Source organism: Streptomyces sp. NPDC086989 (assembly GCF_044745505.1).
Classification (GTDB): Bacteria; Actinomycetota; Actinomycetes; order Streptomycetales; family Streptomycetaceae; genus Streptomyces.
In genome coordinates, this window is sequence record NZ_JBIVAL010000017.1 from 21,254 (window position 1) to 47,069 (window position 25,816).

At 72.1% G+C, this 25,816-nt stretch carries 20 protein-coding genes; 7 read left to right on the forward strand and 13 right to left on the reverse strand.

Translation table 11 applies throughout. The annotated features are described in order from the left end of the window. Window positions 1–32: 32 nt before the first annotated feature. Window positions 33–1,049: a DNA-3-methyladenine glycosylase family protein gene (locus tag ACIPK4_RS32540; protein ID WP_402319446.1), complete on the reverse strand. Its 1,017-nt coding sequence runs from the start codon at window positions 1,047–1,049 to the stop codon at window positions 33–35. A gap of 102 nt (window positions 1,050–1,151) precedes the next feature. Beyond that, window positions 1,152–2,597, reverse strand: a complete 1,446-nt coding sequence (locus ACIPK4_RS32545) for a peptidoglycan recognition protein (RefSeq protein WP_402319449.1) — start codon at window positions 2,595–2,597, stop codon at window positions 1,152–1,154. Between the two features lie 140 nt (window positions 2,598–2,737). On the opposite strand from ACIPK4_RS32545, the gene ACIPK4_RS32550 reads away from it, so the two are divergent. From ACIPK4_RS32550 to ACIPK4_RS32565, 4 genes are all read left to right on the forward strand, one after another. Beyond that, window positions 2,738–3,490, forward strand: a complete 753-nt coding sequence (locus ACIPK4_RS32550) for a TIGR03089 family protein (protein ID WP_402319452.1) — start codon at window positions 2,738–2,740, stop codon at window positions 3,488–3,490. A 231-nt stretch (window positions 3,491–3,721) separates the two neighbouring features. After that, complete coding sequence (locus ACIPK4_RS32555) at window positions 3,722–4,933, forward strand: LCP family protein (protein ID WP_402319454.1); 1,212 nt, start codon at window positions 3,722–3,724, stop codon at window positions 4,931–4,933. Window positions 4,934–5,157: 224 nt separating this feature from the next. Beyond that, window positions 5,158–6,906 (forward strand): LCP family protein, encoded by a 1,749-nt coding sequence (locus tag ACIPK4_RS32560; protein WP_402319456.1) that lies wholly within the window; start codon window positions 5,158–5,160, stop codon window positions 6,904–6,906. A gap of 133 nt (window positions 6,907–7,039) precedes the next feature. Beyond that, window positions 7,040–8,710 (forward strand): LCP family protein, encoded by a 1,671-nt coding sequence (locus ACIPK4_RS32565; protein WP_402319459.1) that lies wholly within the window; start codon window positions 7,040–7,042, stop codon window positions 8,708–8,710. Window positions 8,711–8,795: 85 nt separating this feature from the next. Here the strand turns inward: ACIPK4_RS32565 and ACIPK4_RS32570 are convergent, their stop codons facing one another. Then, window positions 8,796–9,824 (reverse strand): glycosyltransferase family 2 protein, encoded by a 1,029-nt coding sequence (locus tag ACIPK4_RS32570; protein ID WP_376204279.1) that lies wholly within the window; start codon window positions 9,822–9,824, stop codon window positions 8,796–8,798. Window positions 9,825–10,106: 282 nt separating this feature from the next. Here ACIPK4_RS32570 and ACIPK4_RS32575 point away from each other — a divergent pair, with 282 nt between their 5' ends. Next, window positions 10,107–11,495: an LCP family protein gene (locus tag ACIPK4_RS32575; RefSeq protein ID WP_402319462.1), complete on the forward strand. Its 1,389-nt coding sequence runs from the start codon at window positions 10,107–10,109 to the stop codon at window positions 11,493–11,495. Between the two features lie 7 nt (window positions 11,496–11,502). On the opposite strand, the gene ACIPK4_RS32580 is transcribed toward ACIPK4_RS32575, so the two are convergent. The 3 genes from ACIPK4_RS32580 to ACIPK4_RS32590 all read right to left on the reverse strand — a co-directional run bounded on the left by ACIPK4_RS32580 (window position 11,503) and on the right by ACIPK4_RS32590 (window position 15,078). Beyond that, window positions 11,503–13,035 carry a glycosyltransferase family 39 protein gene (locus ACIPK4_RS32580; RefSeq protein ID WP_402319465.1) on the reverse strand — a complete coding sequence of 511 codons (1,533 nt, stop codon included), beginning with the start codon at window positions 13,033–13,035 and terminating at the stop codon, window positions 11,503–11,505. A 155-nt stretch (window positions 13,036–13,190) separates the two neighbouring features. Next, window positions 13,191–14,363, reverse strand: coding sequence for an acyltransferase family protein (locus tag ACIPK4_RS32585; protein WP_402319468.1), 1,173 nt, complete (start codon window positions 14,361–14,363; stop codon window positions 13,191–13,193). A 166-nt stretch (window positions 14,364–14,529) separates the two neighbouring features. Then, on the reverse strand, window positions 14,530–15,078 hold the full coding sequence (locus ACIPK4_RS32590; protein ID WP_054222335.1) for an acyl-CoA thioesterase: 549 nt from the start codon (window positions 15,076–15,078) through the stop codon (window positions 14,530–14,532). A 106-nt stretch (window positions 15,079–15,184) separates the two neighbouring features. Here ACIPK4_RS32590 and ACIPK4_RS32595 point away from each other — a divergent pair, with 106 nt between their 5' ends. Continuing rightward, on the forward strand, window positions 15,185–16,546 hold the full coding sequence (locus ACIPK4_RS32595; RefSeq protein WP_402319472.1) for an LCP family protein: 1,362 nt from the start codon (window positions 15,185–15,187) through the stop codon (window positions 16,544–16,546). 101 nt (window positions 16,547–16,647) lie between these two features. Here the strand turns inward: ACIPK4_RS32595 and ACIPK4_RS32600 are convergent, their stop codons facing one another. The 3 genes from ACIPK4_RS32600 to ACIPK4_RS32610 form a co-directional block, all read right to left on the reverse strand. Next, window positions 16,648–17,457 carry a polyprenol monophosphomannose synthase gene (locus tag ACIPK4_RS32600; RefSeq protein WP_402319474.1) on the reverse strand — a complete coding sequence of 270 codons (810 nt, stop codon included), beginning with the start codon at window positions 17,455–17,457 and terminating at the stop codon, window positions 16,648–16,650. 53 nt (window positions 17,458–17,510) lie between these two features. Further along, window positions 17,511–18,593: an NDP-sugar synthase gene (locus ACIPK4_RS32605; RefSeq protein WP_054222332.1), complete on the reverse strand. Its 1,083-nt coding sequence runs from the start codon at window positions 18,591–18,593 to the stop codon at window positions 17,511–17,513. Between the two features lie 200 nt (window positions 18,594–18,793). Next, window positions 18,794–19,951, reverse strand: a complete 1,158-nt coding sequence (locus ACIPK4_RS32610) for an acyl-CoA dehydrogenase family protein (protein WP_054222331.1) — start codon at window positions 19,949–19,951, stop codon at window positions 18,794–18,796. Window positions 19,952–20,170: 219 nt separating this feature from the next. Here ACIPK4_RS32610 and ACIPK4_RS32615 point away from each other — a divergent pair, with 219 nt between their 5' ends. Beyond that, complete coding sequence (locus ACIPK4_RS32615) at window positions 20,171–21,514, forward strand: UDP-glucose/GDP-mannose dehydrogenase family protein (RefSeq protein ID WP_054222330.1); 1,344 nt, start codon at window positions 20,171–20,173, stop codon at window positions 21,512–21,514. A 61-nt stretch (window positions 21,515–21,575) separates the two neighbouring features. On the opposite strand, the gene ACIPK4_RS32620 is transcribed toward ACIPK4_RS32615, so the two are convergent. From ACIPK4_RS32620 to ACIPK4_RS32635, 4 genes are all read right to left on the reverse strand, one after another. Then, entirely contained in the window at window positions 21,576–22,730 is a 1,155-nt protein-coding gene (locus ACIPK4_RS32620) for a membrane dipeptidase (protein ID WP_402319479.1), read from the reverse strand. 156 nt (window positions 22,731–22,886) lie between these two features. Further along, on the reverse strand, window positions 22,887–24,065 hold the full coding sequence (locus ACIPK4_RS32625) for a dipeptidase (protein WP_402319482.1): 1,179 nt from the start codon (window positions 24,063–24,065) through the stop codon (window positions 22,887–22,889). Then, window positions 24,062–24,598: a 5-(carboxyamino)imidazole ribonucleotide mutase gene (gene purE, locus ACIPK4_RS32630; RefSeq protein ID WP_054222328.1), complete on the reverse strand. Its 537-nt coding sequence runs from the start codon at window positions 24,596–24,598 to the stop codon at window positions 24,062–24,064. Before purE ends, ACIPK4_RS32625 begins: the two co-directional genes overlap by 4 nt. Next, the gene (locus ACIPK4_RS32635; RefSeq protein WP_402319485.1) at window positions 24,595–25,734 is read right to left on the reverse strand and encodes a 5-(carboxyamino)imidazole ribonucleotide synthase; all 1,140 of its coding nucleotides are present in this window, start codon (window positions 25,732–25,734) and stop codon (window positions 24,595–24,597) included. The genes purE and ACIPK4_RS32635 overlap by 4 nt, the downstream gene beginning before the upstream one ends. Between the last annotated feature and the right edge of the window lie 82 nt (window positions 25,735–25,816).

The window sequence follows — 25,816 nt, forward strand, 5'->3', positions numbered from 1 at the left end:
GCGCGTGCCGGCCGGTGCGGGCGCGTCGCGGGTCAGAGCAGGCCGATGTCCGTCTTGCGCATCTTCGGGGCGCGGCGGGGCGGTGCGTGGCCCGCGAGGAGGACGAGGCGGGCCGCGCGGTGGCGCTGGCCCGCGTACGGGGCGAGCAGCTCCAGCATCTCGGCGTCGTCGGCGGCCCGGTTCCCGGCGAGGGCCCAGCCGATGATGCCGGGCAGGTGCAGGTCTCCGGTGGTGACGGCGTCGGCCGCGCCGTTGCTGCGCTGCAGGGTCTCCGCGGAGGTCCAGGGGCCGATGCCGGGAACGGCCTCCAGCCGGGCGGCGGCCTGCGGGAGCTCCATGGCGGCGGCCTCCTCCAGGCGGTTCGCGACCCGGGCGCAGCGGACGATCGTGGCGGACCGCTTGATGTCGACGCCGGCCTTGTGCCAGTCCCAGGAGGGGATCAGCGCCCAGGTCCGGGCGTCGGGCATGACGTACAGGCCCTGGGGGCGGTTCTCCGGTCCGGGCGCGGGCTCCCCGTACCAGGACACCAGCCGGCGCCAGGCGCGGTACGCCTCGTCGGCGGTGACCTTCTGCTCCAGGACGGTGGGGATCAGGGACTCCAGGACCAGCCCGGTGCGGGTCAGCCGCAGGCCGGGGCGGCGGCGGTGGCTCGCGTGGACGAGGCGGTGGCGGGGGACGAAGGCGGTGGGGTCGTCGCCGGAGCCGAGGAGTGCGGGCAGGTGGTCGAGCATCCACTCGGCGCCGGGGCCCCAGCCCTCGGCCACGGCGGTGCCCGTGCCCGGGCGCAGGGCCACGCGGAGGGTGGCCGCGCCCGCGGGGGTCCGGCTGGTCCGCCAGACGGAGCCGTCGGGGGTGATGCGGAAGGTGGGGTCGCCGGGGCCCCGGCGGAGGGGGCCGAGCGTCAGCCCGAGGTCGACGCCGCCGCTCTCCCACTCCCGCACGCGGGCGTCGGCGCCGGCCCCCGGGTGCGGGGCGGGGATGCCCGCGGGCACGGAGGTGCGCCCGCCGCGGACGGCGGTGCGGGTGAGGGGGTCGTAGCGGCCGGCCATGCCCTTGAGCGTAGCCCGGCGGTGCCCGCGTGCGGCGCCACTGCGGGGCCGTCCCGGCGGCGGCGCCGCACGTGGGCACGTGCCGGGCGCGGTGGGGCCGGTTCAGGGGCGGCCCTGGAGCTTGGCGGAGGTGGTGCGGGTCGGGGGAAGCTGGCCGTACAGCAGCTTGCCCGGGCATTCCGTCGCGAAGCCGTCCCGGTGCCCCGAGATCACGTTCAGCTTCACGTTCGTGCCCTTCGCGAACAGGTTGCCGCCGCCCGACTTCAGGGTCGTCTTCGCCCGCGGGTCCCTGTTGAACAGCCCCAGCTTCCAGGCCGTGAGCTGCGCCACCGCCTTCACCGCGGCCGCGGGCGGGGTGGTGGTCGTGTACGTGCCGATCACCGCGATGCCCATGCTGTCCGTGTTGAACCCCATGGTGTGCGCGCCGAGCACCGCCTTGGCGACCCCGCCCGCCCGGCCCTCGTACACCGTGCCGCACTTGTCGACCGCGAAGTTGTAGCCGATGTCGCGCCAGCCGCTGCTGACCACGTGGTAGCGGTACAGGCCGCGCAGCACCGCCGGGGCGTCCTTGCAGGCGTAGTTGTTGCCGGAGGCGGTGTGGTGGACGAAGGCCGCCTTGACCGTGCTCGTGTAGACGAAGCCCGGCTCGCGCAGGGATTCGTCGGCGCCCCAGCCCAGCCGGGTGACGATCCGCGGCCGCGGGCCGATGTAGGGGCGGGCCGCCGCGCTGAGGGTGCCTTCACTGGCGAGGACGGCGTCGGCGGTGGAGTCCGCCTTGTTGAGTGCGGCGATCTCCTTGGCGCCGAGTGCGGCCAGCGGGACGTTGGCGTTGGAGGATTCGGCCGCCTCCATGGTCATGCCGGGCAGGCTCACGATGTCGCCCTTGTCGTCGCCCTCCGGTTCGTCGGACGTGCCCGACGCGCCGTTCTTGGCGTCGATGACCGTCACGGGATCCGCCGCGCCCGGGTCGACGAGTTCGATCCGCATGCCCGACGGCAGCCGGTTCGCGGCGCGGGTCGCCCCGCGGGTGGCGGGCGTGCCGGGTTCCGCCTGGACGCGGACCTCGACGCCGTCGGAGTCGCCGACCCACAGCGGGGCGGTGCTGCCGCGGACGCGGCCGGAGCCGCTCTCCGTGGTGCCGAGGTCGGGGGCGTGTTCGCTGTTGCGGGTCTCGATGTCCTGCCAGTCGGACCAGCTCCCGGTCCCCACCGCGCGGGTGCGGACCTGGACCCGGCCGAACAGCTGGGTGCTCGCGTCGTCCCAGACGACGCCGACCAGCGAGAACCTCTTGACCTCGCGCTGCGGCAGCCCCTGGGTTTCGGGCAGCCGCGGCGAGGTGCTCATGCCCGGGACGCCGGGGGACCTGTCGGCCGCGGGGCCCAGCGGGGCGAGCGGCAGCGACTGGGTGGACCCGGCTGGGGCCACGGGGGCCGTGGGGGCGGCCGCGCCCAGGGCAGGCGCGGCCGCGGCCGGAGTGGAGAGCGCGAGCGGCAGGGCCAGGGCGGCAGCCGTCGCGACACCGATCGAGGAAGCAAGGAATCCACGCATGGAAGCGATGCTGGGCACAGTCACCACGAAGCGCCATCGGAGAACTGACGGTCCGTCCGATCGGTGCCGCGCGTCGCCTCGCCCGTACGGAGGAGCCGATGCCCGCCGTACGGGCGAGGGCCCCGCGTAGGCTGGGGCGGGTGAACGCCACTGACCGCACCCCTGCCGACCTGCTGCGATCCGCGCTCGCCGCCGATCCGGGCCGCCCGCTCGTCACCTTCTACGACGACGCCACCGGCGAACGCGTCGAATTGTCCGTCGCGACCTTCGCCAATTGGGTGGCCAAGACCGCCAATCTCCTTCAGGGCGACCTGGGCGCCGAGCCCGGCGACCGGCTGGCGCTGCTGCTGCCCGCGCACTGGCAGAGCGCCGTGTGGCTGCTCGCCTGCCATTCGGTCGGGGTCGTGGCCGCGGTGGACGGGCCTCCGGGCGACGCCGATCTCGTCGTCAGCGGGCCGGACGAGCTGGAGCGGGCCCTGGAGTGCGGCGGGGAGCGCGTGGCGCTCGCGCTGCGGCCGCTGGGCGGCCGGTTCCCGCAGCCGCCGGCCGGGTTCGCGGACTACGCGGTCGAGGTGCCGGGCCAGGGCGACCGCTTCGCCCCCTTCGTCCCCGTGGAGGCCGGTGGTCCCGCGCTGGCGGTCGGCGGCGAGGAGTTCACGCACGCGGAGCTCGTCGAACGCGCCCGCGAGGACGCGGCGAAGCTCGGCCTCGGCGAGGGGTCGCGGGTGCTGTCCGGGCTGGGGTACGACACCTGGGAGGGACTGTCCGCCGGGCTGTACGCCGCGCTGGCCGCAGGCGCCTCGGTCGTGCTCTGCCGGAACCTGGACCGGCTGCCGGCGGACGCGCTGGCGCAGCGGACGGAGAGCGAGCGCGTCACCCACACCGCCGCCTGAGCCCGGGGCCGTCCCCGCCGTCGGGGCTCACCCGGCGCCCCGCCCCGCCGCCGCTTCGCCCGGCCCGGCGCCCCCATCTGTCACCCGGACGGGTCTAGACAAGGCCCTGCCCCCGGGCCCTACCGGCGGGTCGGGGGCACGATCGGCAGAGGCCGTGCTTCCACCCGTACGGCCCGCAGGGTCACCGACGCAGCGGACGCAGTCCCGTTGCGGTGAGGGGACGGAGCGCGAGTGAGGGACAGTGCAGGCATACCGGGCGACGCCGAAGCGGCCGGAGGCTCCCCGAAGCCCCCGCGCAGCCGCCGGCGCCGCCTGCTGCGCTGGATCGCCCTCGGGCTGGCCCTGCTGGTGCTGTGCGGAGCGGCCGTCGGCTGGTGGCTCTACCGCAAGCTCGACGGGAACATCACGGAGGACACCTCCGCGGCAGCGGAGCTGGAGCGCTACGAACGGGAGCGCCCCACCCACGCCGCGGGCGGTTCGCAGAACATCCTGCTGATCGGCTCGGACTCGCGCTCCGGCAAGGAGAACGCCCGGTACGGGCAGGACGGCGGCACCGAGCGCTCGGACACCGCGATCCTGCTGCACCTGCCGGCGGACCGCAGGAGCGCGACCGCGGTGTCGATACCGCGGGACCTGATGACACGGATCCCCGCCTGCCTGACGGAGAACGGGAGCCGCACCGCGGAGCGGCTCGCGCAGTTCAACTGGGCGTACCAGTGGGGCGGGGCCGCCTGCACCATCCGTACGGTGGAGAAGCTCACCGGAATCCGCGTCGATCACCACATGGTGGTGGACTTCGGCGGGTTCAAGAGGATGGTCAACGCGGTCGGCGGCGTGGAGATCTGCCTCAAGGAACCGATCTCGGACCCCGAGGCGAAGCTGAAGCTGCCGGCCGGCCGGCAGACCCTGCACGGGGAGCAGGCCCTCGGTTTCGTCCGGGCCCGCCACAGCCTGGGCAACGGCAGCGACACCGAACGGATGGCGCGCCAGCAGCAGTTCCTGGGCTCGCTCGTCAGGAAGGTGCAGAGCAACGGGGTGCTGCTGAACCCGGGCCGGCTGTACCCGCTGCTGGACGCGGCGACCTCGTCGCTGACCACGGACCCCGGGCTGGCCTCGCTGCGCGACCTGTACGAACTGGTCCGGGGCATCCGGGACATACCGACCGAGCAGGTCAAATTCCTTACGGTGCCGCGCCGCCCGTACGTCGCCGACCCGAACCGGGACGAACTGGTGCAGCCGGCCGCGGCCCAACTGTTCGAGCGGCTGCGGGCGGACCGTCCGGTGACGGTGGCCCCGCAGACGGCCGAAACCGAACGGGCCCCGCAGACGGCCCGCACCGCCGGGGGCGGGGCGCCCTCCGCGGCCCCGCAGGGAACCGGATCCGCCCCGACGCCCGTCCCCACCTTCACGGGGACCACGGCGGACGCGGCCGATTGCCGGTAAAGCAATACCAAAAGCCGGTGTCCGAACCGAACGGCTTGAGCTTTTTGCCCCGTTATAAGGGGAGTGGAATTTGTCACCACCATGGTTTGCGGTTGACCAGGGCGGATAAGGTGAGCGATCCGGTGCCCCGGCCAGAAAAGAGGCCGTGCACCAGCAGCCGGATCGTTGACCGGGCGTCTTGGGGGAGGCGCGTCGCGAGGCACCGACGGAGGATTCGAGCAACCGTGGATGCGCAAAGCCGTGGGCGGGCGGACGAGATCGACCCCGCAGACCAGTGGGTACTCAACCCCCGCACCGGCAACTACGAGCTGCGACTGGACAGCTCCGCTGCGCAGCAGCAGCCCTCCGTCGCAGCTCCCCGCAGACCTTCCGCGGCGCGCACCAAGGCGCCCGGGACCCCCGCCTCCCCCAAGGCCCCCTCGGCACCTGCCGTGCCCGGACCGCGGCGCGGCGAGGGTCCGCCCGGACGGCGCGGCGGGCGTCCGCGCAAGGGCGGCGGAGGCGGCGGCCGGCGCAAGAAGATCCTCGTCATCACCGGCGGCACCCTCGCCTTCCTGCTGGTCGGCGGCTCACTGGGCGCGTACCTCTACTACAACCACCTGAACGGCAACCTCAAGGTCACCGACGTCGGCGACGCGGGCACGGGCGGGTTCAAGAAGGACCAGCCCATCAACATCCTGGTCATCGGCACCGACAAGCGCAGCGGCGCCGGCAACGAGGGCTACGGGGACGCGGAGAGCGTCGGCCACGCCGACACCACGATCCTCTTCCACGTGTCCAAGGACCGCAGCAACGCCACCGCGCTGTCCATCCCGCGCGACCTGATCACGAACATCCCGGCCTGCCCGACGAAGCAGCCCGACGGTTCGACGAAGACCATCCCCGGCCAGAAGGGGACGCGGTTCAACGTCAGCCTCGGCCAGGAGGGCCGCGACCCGGGCTGCACCATGCGGACGGTGAAGGAGCTCACCGGGATCACCGTCGACAACTTCATGATGGTGGACTTCAACGCGGTGAAGGTGCTGAGCACGGCGGTCGGCGGCGTTCCGGTCTGCCTCGCGAAGGCCGTGGACGACAAGGACTCCAAGCTGAAGCTGGACGCGGGCGAGCACCGGCTGCAGGGCGAGGAGGCCCTGGCCTTCGTACGGACCCGGCACTCGTTCGGCAACCACGGCGACCTGGACCGGATCAAGACCCAGCAGCAGTTCCTGAGTTCGATGATGCGCGAGATGAAGTCGAAGGAGACGCTGACCAGTCCGAAGAAGTTCTTCTCCCTCGCGGAGGCGGCGACCAAGTCGCTGACCGTCGACTCGGGCATAGGGTCCATCGACAAGCTCACCAATCTGGCGGGTGAGCTGAAGGACATGAACCTGAAGAACATCACCTTCACCACGCTTCCGGTGCTCGACAACCCGGCCGAGCCGGAGGGCCAGAAGGCGACCGTCGTCATCGAGCACGGGGCGGCCGATCCGCTGCTGAAGATGATCCAGGGCGACGTCTCCCTGACGGAGGTCGAGAAGAAGGAGCAGGCGGCGAAGGACGCGGCCGACGCGGAGGCCCAGAGCAAGGCGAACGCCCTGCTCCAGGGCAACCGGGCACCGGCCGGCGACGTACGGGTCGACGTCTACAACGGCGGCGGCCCCAGCGGCTCCGCGTCCACCACGCTGACCTGGCTACAGAACAGCAAGGGCGTGAACAAGGCCAGCAACCGCGGCAACGCGCCCGCCAAGGTCGACACGACCCAGCTGGAGTACGCGCCCAACCAGGCCGACCAGGCCCGGGCGCTGGCCGACATCATGGGGCTGCCGGCCACGGCACTGAAGATGGGCTCGGCGGACGCCGCGCCCAAGACTCCGATGAAGCTGACGCTCGGCGCCGACTTCAAGGGGGCGGGGGTCTCGCTGACGGCGCCGCAGAAGGCACCGGACGACATTCAGCGGGTCGAGGCCGACAAGACGGTCTGCGCCAAGTAGGTCCGCAGCACAGCACAGGACCGAGCAGGACGGCAGGCGGGACGGCCCGGTGGACCGGGGCCGCCCGGCCGGCGGCCGGCCTGTGCCGGTGGGACCGGCACACCACGACACGAAGTGATCTTGAGGGGGACGTGTGAGGCAGAGCAGCGTGCGGGGGGAGGGGGCGCCCACCCAGCCCGGCGGTGACATATCCGGCGGCGGGTCCGGCGCGTCCGGCGCGTCCGCTCCACCGGCGAACGGGTCCGGCAGCGGTGGCGGCGCCGCGAGGCGAAGTGGCCGGCGGCGCGCGCTGCGCTGGGTGTCCTCCGTCCTGTCGTTCCTCATACTCGCGACGGCGGCGGGCGGCTACCTCTACTACCGCCACCTCAACGGCAGCATCAAGACGGACGTCCTGAACCTCGGCGAGAACAAGCTGGGCGGCTCCAAGCCCAACGCGTTCGGCCAGACCCCGCTGAACATCCTCCTCATCGGCTCCGACGCCCGTGACGACGCGGCCAACCAGGCGCTCGGCGGGGCCAAGGACACCTTCGGCGGGCCGCCGCTGGCGGACGTGCAGATGCTGCTGCACCTGTCGGCGGACCGCAGCAACATGTCGGTCGTGTCGATGCCGCGCGACACGATGCTGAGCATGCCCAAGTGCACCGAGCCGGGCGGCAAGGTGCACCCGGCCAGCAAGGGCCTCGTGCAGACCAACGAGTCCCTCAGCCGGGGCGGGCCGGGCTGCACGGTCGCCGCCTGGCAGGAGCTCACGCGCATCCCGATCGACCACTTCATGATGATCGACTTCAAGGGCGTGGTGACGATGGCGGACGCCATCGGCGGCGTCCCGGTCTGCGTCCAGCAGAACGTGGAGTCGCGCACCAAGGACGGCAAGGGCTCGGGCCTGAAGCTGCCCGCCGGGACGAGCACCATCCAGGGCGAGCAGGCCCTGCAGTGGCTGCGCACCCGCTACGGCTTCGAGGACGGCACCGACCTCGGCCGCACCCACGCGCAGCACATGTACATGAACTCGATGGCCCGCGAGTTCCGCAAGAACGCCAAGCTCAGCAACCCCGTGAAGCTCAACAGCCTGGCACAGGCGGCCATCAAGGCCATGGTCGTCGACCCCGGCCTGAACAAGATCGACAAGCTGTACGACCTCAGCGTGGAGCTCAAGAAGGTCCCCACCGGGCGGATCACCATGACCACCATGCCGTGGGTGTACAGCACCCGCGAGGAGGGCCGGGTCGAGCCCAAGCCGGGTGAGGCCGAGGACGTGTTCCGGATGGTCCGCGAGGACATCGCCCTCGACGGCAAGGGGTCCGGCAACCCGGCCGCCACCCCGTCGGGGCCGGCCGCCTCCGGCTCCCCCGCGGCCCCGTCCCAGCCGGCCGCCAGTCCGGCCGCGCCCCCGGCGAAGATCGCGGTCAGCGTGCGCAACGCGACCGGCGGCAAGGACGGCGCCCAGACCCGGGTCAAGGGCCGGGCCGACGACGTGGCCGCCGTCCTGATCGGCAAGGGCTTCACCAAGGCGGCGGCCAGCACGCAGGCGGCGGGCGAGGACACCACCGTGGTCCGTTTCTCCAGCCCGGACCAGGCGGCCGACGCGGCGGCCGTGGCCACCGCGCTCGGCCTGCCGGCGAGCTCGGTGGAGAAGTCCGACGACGTCACCGGGATCGTCCTGTTCGTCGGCAAGGACTGGCGGACCGGCAACGCGCCGACCCCGCCGCCGCCCGCCCCCACCAAGGCCCCCGACTCGGCCCGCCCGCTCAACGGCGACGACGACAAGGAGTGCATGGCGGTCCAGCCGGGCTTCACCTGGTAGGGCCCGCACGCGGCCCCGTACACGGGCAGAGGGGCCCGGGACGCTGTCGGCCGACAGCGTCCCGGGCCCCTCTGCCTGCCGCCGCTCAGGCCTCGCCGACGAGGTCGCGGTGCACCGCCGGGCGGCGGCTCGCGATGACCTTGGCCGCGAGCGAGCGCGGGCTGGTCAGGAAGCCGAAGCCCCAGGACATGTGCATGGTGGCCAGGGCCACCGGGATCTGCGCCCGCGCCTTGAGGGAGAGGCCCTTGCCGGCCGGGACCGAGCCCACGGTGATCGCCGCGAGGTAGCCGGCCGGGACCACGAAGGCCCACGGGGTGAGGGCCGCACCGGCGACCACACCGGCGGCGATGGCGCAGACGGCGGTCGGCGGGGCGAGGTAGCGCAGGTTGATGGAGCCCGAGTGGTAGCGGGCCACCACGTGGCGCCAGCGCCCGTAGTCCTTGTACTGCTTGGCCAGCGCGCGTACGGAGGGCCGGGGGCGGTACTGGACCTTCAGCTCGGGCGAGAACCAGATGAGGCCGCCGGCCTCGCGGATGCGGAAGTTCAGCTCCCAGTCCTGGGCGCGGATGAACTCCTCGTTGTACCCGCCCTGCTGCTCCAGCGCCTCACGGCGGAAGACCCCGAGGTAGACGGTCTCGGCGGGACCGGCCTGTCCGCCGGTGTGGAAGGCGGCGTTGCCGACGCCGATCTTCGAGGTCATCGCCGCCGCGACGGCGTCCTCCCAGGCGTTCTCGCCCTCGGCGTGCATGATGCCGCCGACGTTCTGCGCGCCGGTCTCCTCCAGGAGGCGGACCGCGGTGGCGATGTAGTCCGGCGAGAGCATGCCGTGACCGTCGACGCGCACCACGATCGGGTGGCGCGAGGCCTTGATGGCGGCGTTGAGTGCGGCCGGGGTGCGGCCGGTGGGGTTCGGGACGGTGACGACGCGGGGGTCCTCGCGTACGAGCTCGGCGGCGATCTCGTCGGTGCGGTCCGTGGACGGCCCCAGCGCGATCACCACCTCCATCTCACCGGCGTACTCCTGTCCGAGGATGTGGCGGACGGAGTCACGCAGATGGCGCTCCTCGTTGAGCACCGGCATGATCACCGAGACTGCGGGCTGCTGGGCGGGCATGTGGTCCTTCACGGTCGGGTATCGGTGTCACGTTACCGCGTACGGGGGAAACGGGTGCGCGCCGCATGATCGGTAGAACCAGACGCTGATCGTATGGGCCTATTGTTCTGACGATCTGCCTGATGTGTCTGGTTCGTTCCTGTCGGCCCCACTGCCCCCGCGGAGGTGTCCCCCGTGCCCCAGCCACACCGTCCCACCCGACCCGCCCGGCCCCCGCAGCCGCAGCGCGCGCGGCGGGGCGGTGGTGCGGCTCGGCGCCGGGGGGACCGGCCCCGGTGGGGCGTGCGGCTGGCCACCGGGCTGGCGGTGGTGGTGCTGGGCTCAGGGGCCGTCGGCCACGCGGTGATGACCGGCCTGGACACCGGGATCGAGCGGGTGGACCCCTTCAAGGACATGAAGAACCGGCCGCAGGCCGGGCACGGCCTGAACTTCCTGCTGGTCGGCACCGACGGCCGCGACAAGATCACCCCTGAGGACAAGCGCGCGTACCGCCTCGGCGGCGCCCCCTGCCACTGCACCGACACCGTCATGCTGATCCACCTCTCCGCCGACAGGGAGCGGGCCAGCGTGGTCAGCCTGCCGCGCGACAGCTACGCCGAGCTGCCCGCGCACCGGGACGATTCCAGCGGAAAGGAACACGGGCCGCACCCCGTGAAGCTGAACGCCGCGTACGCGGAGGGCGGACCGCAGCTGACCGTGCGGACCGTCGAGAACATGACCCGGGTGAAGATCGACCACTACCTGGAGGTCGACTTCACCAGCTTCATGAAGACGGTCGACGCCATGGGCGGCGTGGAGATCTGCACCGCCAAGGCCCTGCACGACGACAACACCGGCCTCAGCCTGCTGCCGGGCACGCACCGGCTCAGCGGCGGCCAGGCCCTCCAGTACGTGCGCTCGCGCCATGTCGACGGAGCCGCGGACCTCGGCCGGATGCAGCGCCAGCAGCGGTTCGTCGCGGCCCTGATCAAGCAGGCGACCGGCGGCGGGGTGCTGCTGAACCCCGTGAAGTTCAAGGAGGTCAGCTCGACGCTGCTGGGCTCGGTCCGGGCCGACCGGGGCTTCGGTTCGGAGCAGATGCTGGCCCTGGGCCAGGCCCTGCGCGACTTCACCCCGTCCTCCTCCGAGTTCGCCTCGGTGCCGATCGGGAACCCCTCGTACCCCGTCAAGGGCATCGGCTCGACGGTGAAGTGGGACGGGCCGAAGGCCGAGAAGCTCTTCGAGGCGCTGCGCCTGGACCGGCCGCTGGTCCCCGCCGCGCCGGGGGGCCCCGCGCGCCGGCCTCAGCAGCAGCCCGCGGTCGCGGTCGACGTACCGCCGCAGCAGATCCGGGTGCAGGTGGAGAACGGCACCCGGATCGACGGGCTGGGCGGGCGGGTGGACCAGGCGCTGCGCGCCACCGGCTTCGACACCACCCGGGCCCCGGGCAACGGCGCGAGCCGCGACGTCAAGCGCACGGTGATCACGTACGACCCGCGCTGGGACCGCTCGGCCCGTACGGTGTCGTCCGCACTGCCCGGCAGCGAGCTGCGGGCGGTGCCCGGCCAGGGGCGGACCGTGCTGGTGATCGCCGGCGCGGACTACCGCAAGGTGGTGCCGGTCCGCGCCGAGGACCCGCAGCAGGGCCAGTTCGGGGTGGTCACGGGCGACCAGGTGGTCTGCGGCACCTGAGCGGGCGTCAGCGGTCGCGTTCGACCAGCGTGACCTGGAGGTTGCGGACCTTGGTGCTCTTGACCACCTTGTAGTGGTCCTTCAGCGCCTTCTCCTGCCCCTCGGGGAGCTTGTGGTACGGGTTCGAGGTCCCGCTCCAGGTGACCACCCACACCCTCTGGGTGCCGTTGAGGTCTTTCAGGCACTGGACGGTCTGCTCGCACTCCACCGGGAACAGGTCGTCGGCGGCCAGCGCCGACCGCTCGGCGAAGACGTCCTTCAGCTTCACGTTCCCGGGCAGGTAGTAGTCGACCGTGAAGTCGATCATGAAGACGCGGTCGGCGCCCCGCACCGGGGCGAAGCCGTCACCGGGCTTGTAGTCCTTGGCGATGACGTCGGCGACGCGCTTGCCGTCCGTACCGTCCTTGGCGTACTTGGTGCGCAGGTGCCGCTGGTCGGTGACGCCGAGCGCCACCAGGACCACCAGGCCCGCCACGCCGAGCAGCCGCGGGCGCAGCGCGCCCAGCCCGGCTGCGGCCAGCAGCACCCAGGCGGGCAGCGTGAAGAGCAGGTAGCGGTCGAGGAAGTACGAGGTCGAGCCGTGGGAGATCACCCAGGCCACGGCGATGGGCAGCGCGGCCACCAGGGCGAGCTCCGCCGCCGGGCGGCGGCCACGGCTCCAGGCCAGGGGCAGCAGGGCGGCGGCGAGCAGGACGAAGGAGACCAGCGGCGAGGCGGTCAGGTTGCTCCAGAGCCCGGCCAGGTCGCGCAGGTGCGGAGCCTTGAGCCAGCTGATCTGCCGGCTCACCTGACGCTGGCCGAGCAGCACCAGCGGGATGACCGGCAGCAGCCCGACCACGACGGCGGCGGCGTAGCCGACGAGCAGCCGTCCCGCCCGCGCGTCCCACCAGCGCCAGAGCACGATCAGGGCGTGCGGCAGCAGGACGAGCAGCGAGACGACGTGGAAGAGCCCTGCGGTGGCGACGGCCACGGAGTACGGCAGCCAGCGCGCCACGGTCGGGCGCTCCAGCGCGCGCAGCAGCAGCCAGGTGGCCGCGGCCACGGCCAGCACGACGAAGGCGTAGGAGCGGGCTTCCTGGCCGTACTTGGAGACGGCGGGCACCAGGGCGAAGAGCAGCCCGGCGAAGACCGCCGTCCGGCGGTCGAAGAGCGTGCGGGCGGTGAGCAGCACGAAGGCCGCCGCGCCGGCCATGGCCAGTGCCGAGGGCATGCGGAGCATGGCCGGGGAATCGCCGAAGACGGAGACCCAGCCGTGCAGGAGCAGGTAGTACGCACCGGAGACGGCGTCGACGTGGCCGAGCATGCCGACGAGGTCACCGGTGTCCCGGCCGGCGGCGTTCCAGCTGGCGAGTTCGTCGCGCCAGGGCTGGGCGGCGCCGCCGCCTATGCAGGCGACGACGAAGGTCAGCACGGCGGCCCAGAGCCAGTCGAACCGGGCGGGGCCGGACGCGGGGGCGGGGTGGGGGCGGGCAGGTTCGGCGGCGGAACCGGTGGGGCCGTCAACAGACGCGTGCGCGACCGCCGTACTGCTGCTGGTCATGATGCTCGTACCTTCCGGGTCCCTCGGGGCGGCTGCCGTCGGTGGCCTCGGAACCCGGGGTCGTCCGGACCGAGCTCGACAGGAAAGGGTAGATCAGGTGCCCCGGCAGGGACCAATTGCCCCGGGGCCGCCGGGCACGGCTCGCGCCGGGGCGGCTAGCCGCGGCGGACCGGCGGATCGGTCTTCGGGAGCGTCAGCCGGGCCCCGTCCAGCAGCCGCTTGAGCACACCCGACAGCGGGCGTTCGACGAACCGGTGGACGAGCCAGGCCAGGGAAAGGATCACCGCGAGGCACATCGCGAGCAGCGGGAAGGGTGCGATGCCGTGGTCCCGGCCCCAGCGGATCATGGCCCAGCCGAGCTCCTGGTGCAGGAGGTAGACGGGGTAGGTCAGGGCGCCCGCGACGGTCAGCCACTTCCAGCGCATCCAGTTGAAGGCGCCCATCGACACGGCGAGCATCACGAGGAAGGCCGCGGCCGAGATGAATGCCATGACCGGCCAGGACAGCGTGTGGTGCACCTCGTACTCGTAGCCGCCCACGGTGATGTGCAGCCGGTTCTGCGCGATCAGCCAGGAGAACGCGACCACCCCGAGCAGCATCGGGTTCACACCGAACCGGTAGATCAGGTACATGGCCACACCCGCGATGAAGTACGGGGCGTCCTGCGGCATGAAGACCGTGTCCATGAGCTTGCTGTCCACGCCGGGGGTGATCACCGCGAGGATGGCCCAGATGCCGCAGAAGGCGAGCACCCGGCGGTACGTCAGGCCCATCACGGCGACGACGGCGAACAGCAGGTAGAAGCGCAGCTCGATCCAGAGGGTCCAGTACACGCCGTCCGCCTCGGTGACGCCGAGCGGGCGCTCCAGCATCGTGAGGTTGGTCAGCACGTCGCTGATGCTCATCGGCCGGCGGCTCGCGCGGACCGTCGCCGCGAAGTTGACCACCAGGGTGGTGATGACGATCCCGGCCCAGTAGGCGGGGTAGAGGCGCACGACCCGGGAGGTGAAGTAGTCCCGCGGCGAACGCCCCCAGCACGACATGCAGATCACGAAGCCGCTGATGAGGAAGAAGAGTTGGACGCCCATCCAGCCGTACGAGGCGAACCGGTGGGTGTCGGGCATGAGCACCTGCGGCTTCTGCCCCCAGACCTCCGGGTGGATGTTGACGCCGGCCCAGTGGAAGGAGACCACCGACAGGGCGGCGATCAGCCGCAGCCCGTCCAGCACGTACAGGCGGGGCCGGCGGGGAGCGGAGTTCGCAGCCTGGGCCGGCACGTCGGAAGTCCCCTCGCGCAAGGGGGGCAGGGAAGGCACGACGGTGGACATCAGGGGTACTTCTCCGCAGGAAATCCGAGGACGGACGGACGCCGACACAGCGTTCTCTCAGGCGTCGGACAGGTCACACTAACGCGGGCCCTACGCACCCCGAGCCGATAGGGGTCTTCCGTGACGTGAAACACGCCCCGTCCGTGCCTGTTTCAGCCGTGCCTGTTCAGTCGTCGAATCCCTGCGCCGCCCGCTCCTCGCGCAGCGCCATGATCGCCCGACGCCGGGCGAGCCGGTGCGTACGGCGGATCTGGGCCTCCTGGTTGCGGCGCCGGTCCTGGTCGGTCTCGGGGAGCACCGGCGGGACCGTGCGGGGCTTGCCGTCGGCGTCCACGGCGGTGAAGACCAGGTAGGCGCTGCCGACCTGGGTGGCGGGGGTCGACTCGTTCCACCGCTCGGCCAGGACCCGTACGCCGATCTCCATCGAGGAGCGGCCGGTCCAGTTGCACTGGGCCTTGACGTGGACCAGGTCGCCCACGCGGACCGGTGCGAGGAAGGCCATCTCGTCCATGGAGGCGGTGACGGCGGGCCCGCCGGAGTGGCGCCCGGCGACGGCGCCGGCCGCGTCGTCGACCAGTTTCATGATCACACCGCCGTGCACCGTGCCGAGGAGGTTGGTGTCATTGGCCGTCATGATGTGGCTGAGGGTGGTGCGCGAGGCCGAGATCGGCTTCCCCTGCAGGTCGCCGGCGGTGTCGCCCGGTATCTCTGTCATACGGCCACCTTAAAGCCGACGCGCAGGCATCAGGTGTGCAACAGCACCGGAACGAAGCGTCGCCCGGACTGTCGGGCACCGCATCCGGCCAGGCATCCTAGGCGGCATGAGTGAGTGGCCCGAGGGGCGCAACGACAGCGGCGACGACCGGTACGGACGCGGCAGCGCACAGGCGCAGCCGGAAGGTGCCCGGCGGATGCCGCACGTCCAGCGCCGGCAGCAGCGGCCGGTGCCGCCGCAGCAGCAAGCGCAGCGCCCGGCGCAGCCGCCGGCCCGGCCCGGGCAGCCGCCCGCGTACGGGGTACCGCCGCAGCAGGCCCCGGGCCACGACACGTACGACGGGTACGACAGCGGCTACAACACCGGCCAGGTCTACGGGCGGCCCCAGAGCAGCCCGGCGGGTCCCGGCGCGCCCGGGGGCCCGGGGGGCCCCGGCGGGCCGGGGCAGCCGCCGTCGGCGCGGCCGGGCCGTCCGGCCGGACCGGCCCCGGACTGGCGCAAGCGGATCAAGATCGGCTCCATCGTGCTGGTCACGGCGCTGCTGGCGACGACCGTCGGCACGTACTTCTGGGCCGACTCCAAGGTGCGCCGCGAGGTCGACCTCTCCAAGGTCATCGAGCGCCCGAAGGAGGGCGACTGCACGACGTACCTGATCGTGGGCTCCGACAGCCGCGAGGGCATGTCCGACGAGGAGAAGAAGAAGCTCCACACGGGCTCGGCCGAGGGCAAGCGCACCGACTCGATGATGATCCTGGCGGCCTGCTCCAGCGGCAACACGATGATCTCGCTGCCGCGCGACTCGGACGTGGAGGTCCCGTCCTTCGTCGGCTCCGAGTCCGGGAAGAAGTTCGCGGGCACCGGCAAGCACACGAAGCTGAACGCGACCTACGCGGACGACGGCCCCGAACTGCTCGTGCGCACCGTGGAGTTCAACACCGGTCTGCGCATCGACCACTACGCGGAGATCGGCTTCGCCGGCTTCGCGAACATCGTGGACGCGCTCGGCGGTGTCGACATGAACATCGAGAAGGGCTTCAAGGACGAGAAGTCGGGCGCCGACTTCAAGGCCGGCGAGCAGACCCTCAACGGCAGCCAGGCGCTGGCCTTCGTCCGGACCCGGTACGCGTTCGCCGAGTCGGACCTGGCGCGGACGAAGAACCAGCAGAAGTTCCTGGCGACGCTGGCCAACCAGGCGGCGACGCCGGGCACGATCCTCAACCCGTTCAAGCTGTACCCGGTGCTGGGCGCCGGCCTGGACACGCTGATCGTCGACAAGGACATGTCCCTGTGGGACATGGGCGACATGTTCTTCGCGATGAAGGGCATCAGCGGCGGCGAGGGCACGTCGATGAACATCCCGATCTCGGGTGAGCGCGGCGGCAACCTGCTCTGGGACAAGCCGAAGGTGCAGCAGCTCGTCAAGCAGATCCAGAACGACGAGAAGGTGACCGTCACCGGCAACCGGTGACCGGTGACGCCGGGAGCGGAAAGCGGAAAAGGGGCACTCCTTCGGGAGTGCCCCCTTTCACGCGGGGATTGCGTTTTTCACGCGGGGATCGCGCGGGGTGGTCAGCGCTTGCCGGCGCGGGCGCGGAGCTTCCACGGCATGGCGATGGACTCCAGCTGGACCGCGAGGTTCATCTTCGACTCGCCGACGGTGCGGTCCTCGAAGTGGATCGGGACCTCCATCACCTGGAAGTCGCGGCGCAGCGCCTTGAACTTCATCTCCACCTGGAAGCTGTAGCCCGCACTGCCGACCGACGCCAGGTCGATCGCCCGCAGCGCCTCGGCGCTCCACAGGTTGAAGCCACCGGTGATGTCACGGACGCGGGTGCCCAGGATGGTGCTCGCGTAGGCGTTGGCCCAGCGGGAGAGCAGCTTGCGGTGCGCGCCCCAGGCGTCGGAGAGGGTGCCGCCCGGGACGTAGCGGCTGCCGACGACGAGGCCGGCGCCGGTGGAGCGGGCCACGCCCAGCATCTCGACGATCTTGGATGCCGGGTGGGAGCCGTCGGCGTCCATCTGCAGGACGTACTGCGCGCCCTCCTCCACGGCCTGGGCCATGCCGGCGGCGTAGGCGCGGCCGAGGCCGTCCTTCGTCGTCCGGTGCAGGACCGACATGCGCGGGGCGCCGTCCTGCGTGAGGTAGCCCTTCGCGAGGTCCTCCGCGATCTTGCCGGTGCCGTCGGGCGACGAGTCGTCGACGACCAGGAGCCGCAGCCCCGGGAGGTCGAGGCCCATCAGGAGTTCGGCCATGCCCGGCAGATTGCCCGCCTCGTTGTACGTGGGCATCACCACGTACAGCGGGGTGTTGGCCCACGCCTCGGGAAGCCGGGCGGATGCCGTGTCGCTCTCGCGGGGGGTCTTCTGCTCGCCTATCACAGGGTTATGCCTCACTGAAGTCGGTCGATACGCGCGTGCCTTCGACCACGGGGTCACCGGTCCGAGGAAAAACGCAGTGCGGCAGAAGGCAGCTCCGCCTCGCACCACACCCGCGCTCCAGCGCGAAGTTCGTTGTCAGCACCTACCAGCGCGCCGTCCCCGATGACCGCGCTGTCCAGCATGGTACGCGGGCCGATGGAGGCGCCGGCACCGATCAGGCTGGCGGTCACGTCCGCGTCCGGGCCGACGGTCGCGCCGTCCAGCACGATGGAGCCGCGCACGACGGCACCCGCCTCGATCCGGGCACCGGCCCCGACCACGGTACCGCCCGACAGCTCGGCCCCGTCGGCGACCACTGCGCCGGGGAGCACCAGGGCTTCGCCCCGCGGGCCGGGAACGGCCGGGGAGGCGACGACGCCCCGTACGAGGTCGGCGGAGGCCTGGACGAAGGACTCGGGCTTGCCGAGGTCCAGCCAGTACGTGTTCTCGGTGACGCCGTGCAGCCTGGCGCCGGAGGCGAGCAGGCCGGGGAAGGTCTCGCGCTCGACGGAGACGGGGCGGCCGGCCGGGATGGAGTCGATCACGCTGCGGCGGAAGACGTAGCAGCCGGCGTTGATCTGGTCGGTGATGATCTCTTCGGGGGTCTGCGGCTTCTCGGTGAAGGCCAGCACCCGCCCCTCGGAGTCCGTGGGGACCAGGCCGAAGGCGCGCGGGTCCTCGACCTGCACGAGGTGCAGGGAGACGTCGGCGCCGGCCGCCTGGTGCGAGTCGACGAGGCCCGCGATGTCCAGGCCGGTGAGGATGTCGCCGTTGAAGACGAGCACGGGGGAGTCCGGGCCGCCGGTCAGGCGCTGCGCGGCGTTGCGGATGGCTCCGCCGGTGCCGAGGGGCTCGTCCTCGACGACGTACTCGAGGGTGACGCCGAAGGCGGACCCGTCGCCGAAGTACGGCTCGAAGACCTCCGCGAGGTAGCAGGTGGCCATCACGATGTGGGTGACACCGGCGGCGGCGGCCCTGGCTATCTGATGAGCGAGGAACGGGACACCCGCCGCGGGAACCATCGGCTTGGGGGTGTTGACCGTCACGGGGCGCAGACGCGTCCCCTGCCCACCGACGAGCAGGATCGCTTCCGTCATTGTTTTTCTCCCCAACGGGTTCGGGCGTACGAAGGTTTAAAGTTAGCCCATCGGGGGGACGTGCCAGACCGCAGCAGGCGAATCGTGATGCAGGCTGCAGGAAGCGGTCCGGCCGACCGACAGCTCCGCTGCACGGCCGGTGACGCAGGGGCCCGGCCATCGGCCGGGCCCCTGCGTCGATTTGGGCTGCGGAGGGCGCGCTACGGCAGGTTGCGCGCCATGACGATGCGCTGGACCTGGTTGGTGCCCTCGTAGATCTGCGTGATCTTCGCGTCGCGCATCATGCGCTCGACCGGGTAGTCACGGGTGTAGCCGTAGCCGCCGAGCAGCTGGACGGCGTCCGTGGTGACCTCCATCGCGATGTCGGAGGCGAAGCACTTGGCCGCGGCGCCGAGGTAGGTCAGGTCGGCGTCACCGCGCTCGGAGGCGGCGGCCGCCTGGTAGGTCAGGGCGCGGGCGGCCGAGACCTTCATGGCCATGTCCGCGAGCATGAACTGCACGCCCTGGAAGTCGCCGATGGGCTTGCCGAACTGCTTGCGCTCCTGGACGTAGCCCTTGGCGTAGTCCAGAGCGCCCTGCGCGATGCCGAGCGCCTGTGCGGCGATCGTGATGCGGGTGTGGTCGAGGGTCTTCATCGCGGTGGCGAAGCCGGTGCCCTCGGCGCCGATCATGCGGTCGGCGGGGATCCGCACGTTGTCGAGGTAGACCTCGCGGGTCGGGGAGCCCTTGATGCCGAGCTTCTTCTCGGGCGCGCCGAAGGAGACGCCCTCGTCGCCCTTCTCGACGACGAAGGCCGAGATGCCCTTGGAGCGCTTCTCGGGGTCGGTGACCGCCATGACCGTGTAGTACTCGGAGACGCCCGCGTTGGTGATCCAGCGCTTGACGCCGTTGAGGACCCAGAAGTCCCCGTCGCGCACGGCGCGGGTCTTCATGCCGGCGGCGTCGGAGCCCGCGTCCGGCTCGGAGAGGCAGTAGGAGAACATGCCGTCGCCCTTGGCCAGCGGGCCGAGGTACTTCTTCTTCAGGTCCTCGGAGCCCGAGAGGATCACCGGGAGCGAGCCGAGCTTGTTCACGGCCGGGATCAGGGAGGAGGAGGCGCAGACGCGGGCCACCTCCTCGATCACGATCACGGTGGCGAGGGCGTCGGCGCCGGCGCCGCCGTAGGTCTCCGGGACGTGGACGGCGTGCAGGTCGTTGGCGACGAGCGCGTCGTGGGCCTCCTGCGGGAAGCGCGCCTCCTCGTCGACCGCGGCGGCGAACGGCAGGATCTTCGCCTCGGCGAGCGAGCGGACGGACTCGCGGAGCATGTCGTGCTCCTCGGCCGGGCGGTACAGGTCGAAGTCGGCAGAACCCGCCAAGACTCTCACTCCCCAAGTGTGGTGCGCGTGCGGTGCGTGATGCGCGCTGCGTGATGCTAACTACCGTTAAGTAACCCAAATCTTAGTGTCCGGCGTCCCGCCAGCGATATGTACGGACCACGTGAGCTGCGTGACAGCGGCGTCTCCTGGGGAACGTCCCCCCTGACCGGCCCGACTATGCTCAGTGGCCGCAAACGGCCCCGCACCTCTGGAGCACCCATGGCCCCCCTCAGGATCACTGTGATCGGCACCGGCTATCTCGGCGCCACCCACGCCGCGGCGATGGCGGAGCTGGGCTTCGAGGTGCTCGGGCTGGACGTGGTGCCGGAGAAGATCGAGATGCTGGCCGCGGGCCGGGTGCCGATGTACGAGCCCGGGCTGGAGGAACTCCTCGCCGCGCACGTCGCGGGCCTGCCGGGCTCCACCGGGCGGCTGCGCTTCACGCAGTCCTGGGAGGAGGTCGGCGAGTTCGGCGACGTCCACTTCGTCTGTGTGAACACCCCGCAGAAGCACGGCGAGTACGCGTGCGACATGTCGTACGTCGACTCCGCGGTGGAGTCACTGGCCCCGCACCTGACCCGGCCGGTCCTGGTCGTCGGCAAGTCCACCGTGCCCGTGGGCTCGGCGGACCGCCTCGCCGCGAAGCTGGCGGACCTCTCCCCGGCCGGCGCCGACGTGGAGCTGGCGTGGAACCCGGAGTTCCTGCGCGAGGGCTTCGCCGTCCAGGACACCCTGCACCCCGACCGCATCGTGATCGGCCTCCAGGGCGACCGCGGCGAGAAGCTGCTGCGCGAGGTGTACGCGACACCGCTGTCGGAGGGCACCCCGCTGGTGGTGACCGACTTCCCGACGGCCGAGCTCGTCAAGACCGCCGCCAACTCCTTCCTCGCCACGAAGATCTCCTTCATCAACGCGATGGCGGAGGTCTGCGAAGCGGCCGGCGGCGACGTGGTCAAGCTGGCCGAGGCCATCGGCCACGACGAGCGGATCGGCGCGAAGTTCCTGCGGGCCGGGATCGGCTTCGGCGGCGGCTGCCTGCCCAAGGACATCCGGGCGTTCATGGCGCGCGCCGGCGAGCTGGGTGCGGACCAGGCGCTGACCTTCCTGCGCGAGGTCGACTCCATCAACATGCGCCGGCGCGGGCACATGGTCGAGCTCGCGCGCGACGCCGTCGGCGGCTCCTTCCTCGGCAAGCGGGTCGCGGTGCTCGGCGCCACCTTCAAGCCGGACTCCGACGACGTCCGCGACTCCCCCGCCCTGAACGTGGCCGGACAGATCCACCTCCAGGGCGGCCAGGTCACCGTCTACGACCCGAAGGGCATGGACAACGCCCGGCGCGTCTTCCCGACCCTCGGCTACGCGGACTCGGCCCTGGAGGCGGCCCGCGGCGCGGAGGTCGTCCTGCACCTCACCGAATGGCGCGAGTTCCGCGACCTCGACCCGGTGGAGCTGGGCGCGGTCGTCACCGACCGCCTGATCCTGGACGGCCGCAACGCCCTCGACACCGACCGCTGGCGCGCGGCCGGCTGGACGTACCGGGCGATGGGCCGCCCCCGGGCCTGAACCGCGGCCCCGCGCGGGGCTGCGGGCTAGGGGCTAGGGGTTACGGGCGGCGGGCTGCGGGCTACGCCGGTCTGCGGTGCTGGGCGGCGCGGGCCGTGAATTCCGCGTCGCGCAGCACCCGCTGGGCGTTCTCCCAGGTCAGCATGGCCAGGTCGGTCTCCGACCAGCCGCGCTCCAGCAGCTCCGCGACCAGCCGCGGATAGCCCGAGGGATCGGTCAGCCCCGTCGGCCGGGGGACGCCCGGCTCGGTGCCGAAGGTGGCGCCGAGGCCGACGCAGTGCGGACCCGCGACGGTGCGTACGTGCTCCACGTGGTCGGCGACCGCGTGCAGCGAGTCCCCGGTCTGCTCGGCGTCGAAGGTGACCATCGCCAGCCCGTTCGAGGCCCGCAGGGCCAGCAGCACGTCATCGGTCACGTTCCCCGGGTGCGGGTTCAGCGCCGCGGCCGCGGTGTGCGAGACGATCACCGGCGCCTTGGAGGCCCCGGCGAGCTGGCAGGCCACCTCCGGCGTGCATCCGGTCAGGTCCACCAGCATCGCCAGCCGGTTCATCTCCCTGACCACCTCGTACCCGAACGGCGTCAGCTCGTCCCCGGCCCAGGCCGCCCCCGCGGGCGCGAGCATGCGGACCCCCAGCGTGTGGAACGCGCGCAGCGCACCCAGCGAATCGGTCAGCGTGCGGCCGGACACGGGGCCCAGGAACGAGGCGATCCGGCCCCGGTTGCGGGCATCGGCCATGTCGTCCGCGGTCAGCGCGAGGGACAGGCCGTCCGGGTACCTGTGCATCAGGTCCCGTGCCACGTCGATCTGTTCGAGGGCGTCGGACACCACCTGGTCGGTGCCGGGGGCCGCCTCCGGCGGCAGCAGCGACCAGAACTGGGCGCCGACCCCGCCGGCGCGCAGCCGCGGGATGTCGGTGTCGACACCGCCGTCCGGGGTGTCGATGTCGTGGTACGGACTCCGGCGCAGGGTCCGGACGAGGGTGTTGTGCCCGTCGGCGACGGGATGCACGGACAGCAGCGCGACGGCCCGCTCCAGGGCGCTGCCCGCCACCGCGGCGGGCCCGTCCTCGGCTCGGGCGGCGCCGGGCGCAAGGGGGGCGGCGGCGCCGGGGGCCACGGGGGCCCCGGCGCCGGGGGCCGCGGTGCCCGCGGTGTGGGCGGTGGGCGCCGTGGGCGCGGGGAAGGCGGCGTGCGGTTCATCCTGCAGGTCGGCCATGGCGTTCGGCTCCGGTCTCGGCGGCAGCAGGGAGAGCTGCTGCCACCGTGACACGCCGTCCGGCCCGGTCGCCCGGCGGATGTGGCGTTCGGGTGTAACCCGCGGGGCGGCGCCCCCGCCGCCCCGCCGCCCCGCCGCCGGAAAGGGCCGCTGCGGCTACAGCACCGCGTTGGAGGGGCCGCGGGACGCCGACAGCTCGCGCGCCACCGCCTCCGCGTCGCGCAGCGCCCGTACCGCGTTGGACCAGGTCAGCTTGGCCAGGTCGGCCCGCGACCAGCCGCGCGAGAGCAGCTCCGCGATCAGGTTCGGATAGCCCGCGACGTCGTCCAGCCCGGCCGGGGTGAAGGCCGTGCCGTCGTAGTCGCCGCCGATGCCGATGTGGTCGACGCCGGCCACCTCGCGCATGTGGTCCAGGTGGTCGGCGACCGTGGCGGCCGTGGCCACCGGGCGCGGGCGCTCGGCCTCGAAGGCCCGGTGCAGGGCCATCGCCTCGGGCGTGGTGTCGAGGTGGTGGAAGCCGTGCGCGCGCAGGTTCGCGTCAGCGGCCCGGGTCCACTCCACCGCCGCCGGGAGGATGAACTTCGGTACGAACGTGGCCATCGCGACGCCGCCGTTGGCGGGCAGCTGCGCCAGGACGTCGTCCGGGACGTTGCGCGGGTGGTCGCAGACCGCCAGCGAGGACGAGTGCGAGAAGATCACCGGGGCGGCCGAGACGGCGAGCGCGTCCCGCATCGTCGTCGCGGCGACGTGCGAGAGGTCCACGAGCATCCCGATGCGGTTCATCTCGCGGACGACCTCGCGGCCGAAGTCGCTCAGACCGCCGTGCCGGGGCTCGTCGGTCGCCGAGTCCGCCCAGTCGATCGTGTCGTTGTGCGTGAGCGTCATGTAGCGCACGCCCAGCCGGTGCAGGGCGCGCAGCGTGGCGAGCGAGTTGTTGATGGAGTGGCCGCCCTCGGCCCCCATCAGCGAGGCGATCTTGCCGTCGGCGCGGGCCGCCTCCATGTCGTCCGCCGTCAGCGCCCGCACCAGGTCCGCCGGATAACGGTCGATCAGCTGGGCGACGGCGTCGATCTGCTCCAGGGTGGCGCTGACCGCCGTGTCGCCCGCGTAGTCGGAGCGGACGTACACCGACCAGAACTGCGCGCCGACCCCGCCGGCGCGCAGCCGGGGGATGTCGGTGTGCAGCCGGCCGCTCTGGTCGCCCGCGATGTCGCGCTGCGCCAGGTCGTAGCGGACCTGCTCGCGCAGCGCCCACGGCAGGTCGTTGTGCCCGTCGACGACCGGGTGCTCGGCGAGCAGCTCCCGCGCCTCGCCCAGGCGCTGCGCGGCGCTCACTTGCCGAATCCGAAGGACTCCGCGCCCGCGACCTTCGCCCGCAGCCGCTTGCCCTTCTCGGTGGCCTGGTCGTTGAGCTCCTGCTGGAAGTCCTTCATCCGGCCGAGCAGCTCGGGGTCGTGGGCGGCCAGGATCCGTACGGCCAGCAGTCCGGCGTTGCGCGCTCCGGCGACGGAGACGGTGGCGACGGGAACCCCGGCGGGCATCTGGACGATCGACATCAGGGAGTCCATGCCGTCGAGGTACTTCAGCGGCACCGGGACGCCGATGACCGGCAGCGGGGTCACCGAGGCGAGCATGCCGGGCAGGTGGGCGGCGCCGCCGGCCCCGGCGATGATCGCCTTGAGGCCGCGCTCGGCGGCCTGCTCCCCGTACGCGACCATCTCGCGCGGCATCCGGTGCGCGGACACCACGTCGACCTCGTAGCGGATCTCGAACTCGTCCAGGGCCTGGGCTGCGGCCTCCATGACGGGCCAGTCGGAGTCCGACCCCATGACGATGCCGATGACGGGCCCAGCGGTGGAGGTGCTCATGCGGTGATCGTTCCCCTGAGGTAGCCGGCTGCGTGGCGTGCGCGTTCCAGCACATCGTCCAGGTCGTCGCCGTAGGTGTTGACGTGGCCGACCTTGCGGCCGTGTTTCACGTCCTTGCCGTACATGTGGATCTTGAGCTGGGGGTCGTGCGCCATGCAGTGCAGGTACGCCGCGTACATGTCGGGGTAGTCCCCGCCGAGCACGTTGGCCATGACCGTCCAGCGGGCCCGGGGGCGCGGGTCGCCCAGGGGGAGGTCCAGGACCGCGCGGACGTGGTTGGCGAACTGGGACGTGATCGCGCCGTCCTGGGTCCAGTGGCCGCTGTTGTGCGGGCGCATCGCCAGTTCGTTGACGAGGATCCGGCCGTCGGCGGTCTCGAACAGCTCCACGGCCAGGTGGCCGGTCACGCCGAGTTCCTTGGCGATGCGCAGGGCCAGGGCCTGGGCCTGGCCCGCCAGCTCCTCGGACAGGTTCGGGGCGGGGGCGATCACCGTGTCGCACACGCCGTCGACCTGGATGGACTCGACGACGGGGTAGGCCACGGCCTGGCCGTGCGGCGAGCGGACGATGTTGGCCGCCAGCTCGCGGACGAAATCGACCTTCTCCTCCGCCAGGACCGGCACGCCCGCCTTGAACGGGGCCTGGGCGTCCTCGGTGGTCCGGACGAACCACACGCCCTTGCCGTCGTAGCCGCCGCGCACGGTCTTGAGGATGATCGGGAAGCCGCCCACCTCGTCCGCGAAGGCCGCGGCGTCCGCCGGATCGCTCACGATCCGGTGGCGGGGACTCGGGGCACCGATCGCGTCGAGCTTCGCGCGCATCACCCCCTTGTCGGCGGCGTGCATCAACGCGTCGGGCCCCGGGCGGACGGCGACGCCGTCCGCTTCCAGGGCCCGCAGGTGCTCGATGGGCACGTGCTCGTGGTCGAAAGTGATCACGTCACAGCCGCGCGCGAAGGCGCGCAGGGTCTCCAGGTCGCGATAGTCGCCGATGACGACATCGCTCACGACCTGGGCCGCCGAGTCCTGTGGGGTGTCACTGAGGAGCTTGAATCTGATGCCGAGGGGGATGCCCGCCTCGTGGGTCATGCGGGCGAGCTGTCCGCCGCCGACCATGCCGACTACCGGGAACGTCACCCCTCCAGAGTATCCGCCGGTATTCCGCCATCCGGACGTGGCCTGGCGCGAACCCGGCGAAACACCCCGTCGCCCCCCGCCC

Bases quoted from the DNA above. Each gene is read 5' to 3' on its own strand.
- ACIPK4_RS32595 (WP_402319472.1), top strand. From the start codon at position 15,185: ATGAGTGAGTGGCCCGAGGGGCGCAACGACAGCGGCGACGACCGGTAC.
- purE (WP_054222328.1), bottom strand. From the start codon at position 24,598: ATGAGCACCTCCACCGCTGGGCCCGTCATCGGCATCGTCATGGGGTCG.
- ACIPK4_RS32580 (WP_402319465.1), bottom strand. From the start codon at position 13,035: ATGACCAGCAGCAGTACGGCGGTCGCGCACGCGTCTGTTGACGGCCCC.
- ACIPK4_RS32620 (WP_402319479.1), bottom strand. From the start codon at position 22,730: ATGGCCGACCTGCAGGATGAACCGCACGCCGCCTTCCCCGCGCCCACG.
- ACIPK4_RS32570 (WP_376204279.1), bottom strand. From the start codon at position 9,824: ATGCCCGCCCAGCAGCCCGCAGTCTCGGTGATCATGCCGGTGCTCAAC.
- ACIPK4_RS32540 (WP_402319446.1), bottom strand. From the start codon at position 1,049: ATGGCCGGCCGCTACGACCCCCTCACCCGCACCGCCGTCCGCGGCGGG.
- ACIPK4_RS32605 (WP_054222332.1), bottom strand. From the start codon at position 18,593: ATGACGGAAGCGATCCTGCTCGTCGGTGGGCAGGGGACGCGTCTGCGC.
- ACIPK4_RS32615 (WP_054222330.1), top strand. From the start codon at position 20,171: ATGGCCCCCCTCAGGATCACTGTGATCGGCACCGGCTATCTCGGCGCC.
- ACIPK4_RS32545 (WP_402319449.1), bottom strand. From the start codon at position 2,597: ATGCGTGGATTCCTTGCTTCCTCGATCGGTGTCGCGACGGCTGCCGCC.
- ACIPK4_RS32585 (WP_402319468.1), bottom strand. From the start codon at position 14,363: ATGTCCACCGTCGTGCCTTCCCTGCCCCCCTTGCGCGAGGGGACTTCC.
- ACIPK4_RS32590 (WP_054222335.1), bottom strand. From the start codon at position 15,078: ATGACAGAGATACCGGGCGACACCGCCGGCGACCTGCAGGGGAAGCCG.